Source organism: Marinobacter segnicrescens, assembly GCF_900111555.1.
GTDB lineage: Bacteria > Pseudomonadota > Gammaproteobacteria > Pseudomonadales > Oleiphilaceae > Marinobacter > Marinobacter segnicrescens.
In genome coordinates this window covers 1-4,821 of sequence record NZ_FOHZ01000057.1, presented here as the reverse complement: position 1 = coordinate 4,821, position 4,821 = coordinate 1, and the positions used below count along the sequence as shown (strand labels likewise).

Sequence of the window (4,821 nt, the reverse complement as noted above, 5' to 3'; positions counted from 1 at the left end):
GGTTTCGGTTATGCGCATCATCCGGAACGCTGTTCGAAGCTTCGCCCAGTAGCCGCTCCCCCATATCGATGAATGCGGTCATGGCCTCGCTCATCGTCTGATCCGGCTCCGTCCCGGATTGGTGCTGCCGGTAAATAATCGCTAGCCGCATCAGTGCCTCGTAGCTGAGCGGATCCAGCACGACGCCAAGAAGATTCTCGCCATCACTGATCCCAATCGGAGCAGCCTGGAGACAGGCTGCAGAGTGGGTACTTAATGTGTCAGTTGTGACATAACCGTTGACAAGCGACTGGCTCGACATTTTTTGCATCCCCTCTTGGGTGTCTCATTTTTTTACGGTAATCTGTTTCGTAACTAGATGCAAATGCTCATGGGTAGCACACTACTACACTGTGTATTGAAAAATGAGGGCAACATCCAGAGGGTGGAGGGCATGAAGTGGTTAAAAAAATCAGTGAAAACAAAATTCTGGAGAATCTGGATGCCGATGGGGCCCATGCGGATGAGCTAAGCACGGGCCCGCTGGCGAGCATCTTTGCATATCGTGCATTTGATCTCAGAGGTCGGTTCCCTGAGCCGTTTACGGATTTTCGTGGTGCTCTGGAAGCTCTTCAAAGTGACATCGCCTATCTGCCAGAGATGTCCGGTGAGATCGTGGCCTACTCCCGCGATGGTCGCTGGTTCGAGATCCCCACGCGGTTCTTTATTCGTCGGCCACCGCGGTTTGCTGACCGTGAAGCCGCGGAGCAATGGGTGCGGGAACGTCAACAGGCCATCGAGCAGGGTAAGCCCGGCGCCCAGCTGATGGGGTATGTCGTGGCGCGCCCGGGAGATCCCATCGAAAAGCAGATCGACGATGCGCTCGCGTTTCGCGACTGCCGCCTGGTCGGACTCGAGGAGAACGATGAGATCTGTGAGCGGGTTGCCCGCTGGCTGGCCGATCAGGTGAACGGAGAATGGTGAGCATCGTCCGTGTTGAACAGGCCCCTTTCCATGAACTGCCCCATCGCACGAGTGACCCATCAGGAAAACCGCTGCGCAATCGTTTGCCGTTTCATAGGGCCTGGGCCACTGGGTTGCCCGATGGCGTAGACGCGCTGATTTTTACCTCCGACCTGCAGGGCCGTGAAGACGGCGGCGCCAACCGGCTGATGGGGGTGCCTGTAGCAGAAGCGCTGATGGCATTGGTAGCGAAAGGAACAATTCCGCAGCCGCAAGCGGCGTTTCTGTGTGGCGATCTGTACGACTACCCCGACTGCCACAAACGCGGTGGGACGGGCCCGGTGGATGAAGTCTATGAGGCGTTCGCCGGGCTGGCGCCACAGGTCCTCGCCGTGCACGGCAACCACGATGAACTGGCCGATCCGAAGACCTTGCCAAGGAATGTTCAAATCCTCGATGGTCAGGTCAGCAACACGGCCGGCCTACGCATCGGCGGCGTCAGCGGCATCATCGGGAACCCCAGACGTCACCAGCGGCGGGATGAGGAGGCGTTTCTGGAAGTCATGGAGTCGGTCACCGCCCGGCGGCCGCACATCATACTGTTGCACCAGGGGCCGGAGGACGCCGAGCGTCACCGCCGTGGCGACCCCGGTGTAACGCTCTCATTGGCGACAGGGTATACCGGGCTGACGGTCTTTGGACACACCCACTGGGACTGGCCGTGGCTGATCTCGCTGGGCCAAGGCCAGGCCCTGAACTTGGATGGTCGCGTTGTGGTTTTATTGAGAGGAGATGACCATGTCTGTTGTTGAACTTGAGCGCTGGGGCCCGGCAGGTTGGGATACATTGGCGGGGATTATTATTGACCGGCCGGAGTCCGGCTTGCTCAGCCCAATGCGCCTCGATTATCAACGCCAGGATGGCTGCACCTGTGTTGCACTTCCCGGGGTCACACTTGAACTGGAAGATTTTCAGGAAGACGATTTCGTACCGGTCATCAGTCTGCAGTTCGTGCTGTGGGCCAGCCCTCAGGTACCAGGCGAGGTGCTTGAGACCTACGAGGGGGAACCCATTGCGGCCCTGCTGAGGGATTTGGTCCCCAGCGGCTGGGCCCGTCGGCGCTTGCTCGAACGGTTGGAGACGCCGCGGTGGCAAGAAGGGAGGATCCAGGATGGCCCGCAGCACGATGTGCGCCTGTTAAACGAAGGCGCTCGCTCTCCCATTGGCGATTTCCGGATCAAGGGGCCAGGCATCAGCTGTGGCAGCTTTCCATCCATTCCCCAGGATATCGAGTGTGCCGGCGACTGGCATTGGCCATACGAACCGTTCAACGAGGTCGCCGGCCTCTGTGATATCCATCCGATATGGGCGGGTCTGGGTGCCGGCGGTGAAAACCCCAAACTGCTGATCAATCGAGCCGATGATGGTCAGTTCTACCTGGACGGCAACGAACCGGACGGCTGTGTAATTACCGATTACTGGCTGGTGAAGTGGCCCCGTGAGCCGGTAAGCCGGAATCGAATCGACATTCTCCGTGCTGAATACCTATACCTGAATGCCCTCGGTTCATTAGGTTTTGATGTGCCGGAAGTACGCTGGCAACCCGATGCCCTTTGGGTCCGTCGTTTCGACCGCGGACCGAGCGGGGAGCGTTATCCGGTGGAGTCCCTGTATAATGTAATGGGCAAGATTGGTAACGGTGCCCGGCTGAGCCACATCGATGCGCTGGAAGTCATTCTTCCACTGGCCAGTGATCCGGATGGAATGCTGGTCGAATACCTTATCCGGGATCACATCAACCGGTTACTCGGTAACAGCGACAACCACGGGCGCAATACATCGTTCCATCGAACGTTCCACGGCCTGGAGCTGACGCCCATCTATGATGTGTCACCCATGGTGATGGACGAAGATGGCATTGCTTGGAGCACCACCTGGCCCAGAGACTGGCAAAAGGGTGGAAACCCGGACTGGCAGAGCGTCATTCAACGCTTCGCACATTCACCGGATCGAGTCTGGGCCGGGTTGCAATCCCGTAGTGCGGCCCTCACTGAACTACAACGCACCGATGCCTGGCAGGCGCTGCCGGAATCTGTGACCCGACATCCCAGGGTCTTGCCGATCGGTGTACCCATTGGTCTGTAGATGCATTGTCACCTCACCACAAAAGGATGATTCAGCCACCCATGGCGATTCAGTTCTACGACAAGGGCGAGCTCTCGTCCGGATTCTACGGTTGGCGTGTAGCCGCACTGATTCGTGGCAAGCGCTATCAGAAGTACTTCAGCCTGCGTCGTCCCAGTGACGCCGTGCCCGAAACGCTCTGGCACCGCTATCAGAAAACCCGTGCCGAGTACTACGAAGCCCGTTGGGCCATGCGGGCGGCGGCCATCAAATACCTGGACTTCATTCGTACCGAGCACCCGCGGGTCAAACCGTTTCGGGGAGTGGGGTTTCAGGGTATTACCCTGGGCATTGGGACCATCGGCGGAAACCAGACGGAACAGTGTTACTTCCAGGTGAACGCACCGGGCAATCCCATGCGCATTGCCATTACCGAGAACCAGACCCTCTCAATAGCCTGGGACCGCGCCGTCGATCTGTGGGGCGAAGCTTTCGGTATCCGCCAGAAGGACATTGAGGCAAAACGCCAGACTCCGCCCACGCCGGAGCAGTTCAAGCGGCTGCGCAAGCACATGAACGAGGAAGAACGTGCCAGCCTTGGGGTGGGCGTGCTGCACCATGTTTATGCGGAACAGCGTGCTGAACTTGAGCGCCAGAAATCCCGCAACCGTCTTAATAAAGAACGGCCTGTTGACCGAGATGATCTGCTGGATGTGCATGCCCGCCTGGAGCGGGAGATCAGCGAGTTCATGGAAAAGTCCGGGGCGCGGGCTTGAGTCAGCGATCTGGCTGAGATGCCCTCCCTATCGATTGAAGGTGAAGTACTCATATGGAATGCACTGAAGGCCCAAGCCCAGCTGTACCCGTCGATAAAGCGGCAGTCGCCCTGAAAGGGTTTCGGCACATTATGGTGCAATGGGGCTGTACGGAGGCCGAGCAGAAACAGTTACTGGGTCTGAGCCAGACTGAGTTCGACGAGCTCACGGCCGACAAATCTGCCGGAATGTCCGGACAGGTACTCCAGCGGATCAGTTACCTGATGGGTATTGCGCGCGCACTGGATGCTCTCTACCCCAGTGACGATCGAGCTGCCGAGCGTATTTGTAAGCCCACCACGGATGAGCCGTTTTGCGGGTTGTCGCCACTGGCTTTTATGTTGGCTGATCCGCAGGAGGGGCCGAGACTGACCCGCCGGTACTTTGATTGGAAAGCGATGACATAGGAGGTCGTTGCGACGATTCGAGTTGACCCGGAGGGCGCCCCTGTAGAGAATGCTGTATAAATAAACAGTATTCGGTGTCAGCATGTCCTGCATTCTGCTAGGTGATTACCATTCCCTATACGCGCTCTCGATTCCGCTGTTCCTGGAGCGCATCTCCGCTGGATTTCCATCGCCGGCGGAAGACTACATCGAGAAAACCCTGGACTTGAATGAGCTGTGCATTGAGCATCCGGCAGCGACGTTCTTTGTACGCGTCCAGGGCGAATCGATGATTGAGGCCGGGATCTTTCCGGACGACGTACTCGTGGTCGACCGCTCCCTTCGGGCGGTGCATGGAGACATCATCATCGCCAGTCTGCGTTCGGAAATGACCGTCAAGCAGCTGCACCTGAGCCCGCCACCCGTTCGTTTATTACCCCGTAACTCCGCCTTTGCCCCCATTGTTCTGGGTGAGGACGACGTGCTGGAGGTCTTTGGCGTGGTAACCAACGTGGTCCGCTCGCTGCGTCGTGGCGGTAAGTCATGACAAGCAG

The 4,821-nt window shown here is 58.2% G+C and carries 7 protein-coding genes; 6 read left to right on the top strand and 1 reads right to left on the bottom strand.

From position 1 onward, the window contains the following. Positions 1 to 301 (bottom strand): hypothetical protein (locus tag BM036_RS19475; RefSeq protein WP_143066678.1); only part of this gene is annotated, 301 nt, incomplete at its 3' end. Between the two features lie 137 nt (positions 302 to 438). Here BM036_RS19475 and BM036_RS19470 point away from each other — a divergent pair. The 6 genes from BM036_RS19470 (at position 439) to umuD (ending at position 4,814) form a co-directional block, all read left to right on the top strand. Continuing rightward, positions 439 to 963, top strand: a complete 525-nt coding sequence (locus BM036_RS19470; RefSeq protein WP_091855285.1) for a hypothetical protein — start codon at positions 439 to 441, stop codon at positions 961 to 963. Further along, positions 957 to 1,754, top strand: a complete 798-nt coding sequence (locus tag BM036_RS19465) for a metallophosphoesterase family protein (protein ID WP_091855284.1) — start codon at positions 957 to 959, stop codon at positions 1,752 to 1,754. Before BM036_RS19470 ends, BM036_RS19465 begins: the two co-directional genes overlap by 7 nt. Next, the gene (locus BM036_RS19460; protein WP_177186127.1) at positions 1,741 to 3,087 is read left to right on the top strand and encodes a type II toxin-antitoxin system HipA family toxin; all 1,347 of its coding nucleotides are present in this window, start codon (positions 1,741 to 1,743) and stop codon (positions 3,085 to 3,087) included. The genes BM036_RS19465 and BM036_RS19460 overlap by 14 nt, the downstream gene beginning before the upstream one ends. A gap of 41 nt (positions 3,088 to 3,128) precedes the next feature. Then, entirely contained in the window at positions 3,129 to 3,842 is a 714-nt protein-coding gene (locus tag BM036_RS19455) for a hypothetical protein (RefSeq protein WP_091855282.1), read from the top strand. 53 nt (positions 3,843 to 3,895) lie between these two features. After that, a complete protein-coding gene (locus BM036_RS19450) occupies positions 3,896 to 4,288 on the top strand; it encodes a hypothetical protein (RefSeq protein ID WP_091855281.1) in 393 nt (130 codons plus the stop codon). Positions 4,289 to 4,370: 82 nt separating this feature from the next. Beyond that, positions 4,371 to 4,814, top strand: coding sequence for a translesion error-prone DNA polymerase V autoproteolytic subunit (gene umuD / locus BM036_RS19445; protein ID WP_091855280.1), 444 nt, complete (start codon positions 4,371 to 4,373; stop codon positions 4,812 to 4,814). Positions 4,815 to 4,821 lie beyond the last annotated feature (7 nt).

What these genes read in the sequence shown, in the direction of transcription:
- BM036_RS19460 (WP_177186127.1), top strand. Translation starts at nt 1,741, where the DNA reads ATGTCTGTTGTTGAACTTGAGCGCTGGGGCCCGGCAGGTTGGGATACA.
- BM036_RS19465 (WP_091855284.1), top strand. Translation starts at nt 957, where the DNA reads ATGGTGAGCATCGTCCGTGTTGAACAGGCCCCTTTCCATGAACTGCCC.
- umuD (WP_091855280.1), top strand. Translation starts at nt 4,371, where the DNA reads ATGTCCTGCATTCTGCTAGGTGATTACCATTCCCTATACGCGCTCTCG.
- BM036_RS19450 (WP_091855281.1), top strand. Translation starts at nt 3,896, where the DNA reads ATGGAATGCACTGAAGGCCCAAGCCCAGCTGTACCCGTCGATAAAGCG.
- BM036_RS19455 (WP_091855282.1), top strand. Translation starts at nt 3,129, where the DNA reads ATGGCGATTCAGTTCTACGACAAGGGCGAGCTCTCGTCCGGATTCTAC.